The organism is Anaerotruncus rubiinfantis, assembly GCF_900078395.1.
Taxonomy (GTDB): domain Bacteria; phylum Bacillota; class Clostridia; order Oscillospirales; family Ruminococcaceae; genus Anaerotruncus; species Anaerotruncus rubiinfantis.
Genome location: NZ_FKLA01000002.1, coordinates 1 through 823, shown reverse-complemented (window position 1 = coordinate 823; position 823 = coordinate 1). Strand labels below are relative to the sequence as shown.

The 823-nt window shown below is 44.1% G+C and carries 2 protein-coding genes; both read right to left on the bottom strand.

Translation table 11 applies throughout. From position 1 onward, the window contains the following. Positions 1-73: 73 nt before the first annotated feature. Positions 74-613: an HNH endonuclease signature motif containing protein gene (locus BN4275_RS00020; protein WP_066452435.1), complete on the bottom strand. Its 540-nt coding sequence runs from the start codon at positions 611-613 to the stop codon at positions 74-76. Then, positions 606-823 (bottom strand): HNH endonuclease (locus tag BN4275_RS00015; protein ID WP_161940162.1); only part of this gene is annotated, 218 nt, incomplete at its 5' end. The genes BN4275_RS00015 and BN4275_RS00020, both read right to left, overlap by 8 nt.

The window sequence follows — 823 nt, the reverse complement described above, 5'->3', positions numbered from 1 at the left end:
GAAACGCCGTTCGGCGTTTGACGCAGCTCTGGGTCGGCCACAAGGCGGCCCATTCCTATCCATCGATTTAAACTCATTTTCTCTCATGCCTCTCTTTCATATGGAGTGCGGCGTGGTCTCTAACATTCATCAAACGCAAATTTTCTATACGATTGTCTGAACGATTATGGTTTATATGGTGAATTACTTCATCATCAGTAAGAAACCTGCCTATATGATCTTCCATCATGAGCCTATGCTGCATAACATATCCATCAGCGGTGGCGCTTGGATGACTTGGATAGTAAACTTTGATATATCCGTCATCCCTTTTCTTCTGATGCCCACGCCCATGTAGTTTTCGGGCTTCGGATATTTTTAATTTAGTTGTAAGGCTGACTATTTTCCCTTTATGAATTTGACTTATCCGTTTTAATTCATCGCTAGTATAAACGTGGGGGTGTATTTTTTCTTCCTTCCTCCTTGCTGCTATTCCGTATTTTTTAAACCAATAGCAAACTGCCGCTGGCGTTACTTCACATTCTTTTGCGATATCTTTATATGTCATTCTTCTATTAAAATAAGCCGTTTCAAGATAGCATTTATCAGGCAGAAACACCGATTTCCTATACATAGTCCCACTTCCTGTAAATCAATTTTTCTTCGTCCCAATCCGGGTACTGTTCCATCAGATATTGACGGATTCGCGCTTGCAAGGGCTTTCTCTGCCCGCTCTGGTCGTATCTGGTATGACATTTCAAACAGAGCGTGACGACATTCTCAGGCACTCCCAGCCCGCCATGCGAGCGCGGGATGAAATGCGCATTCGGGGCCGCGTGCGGGT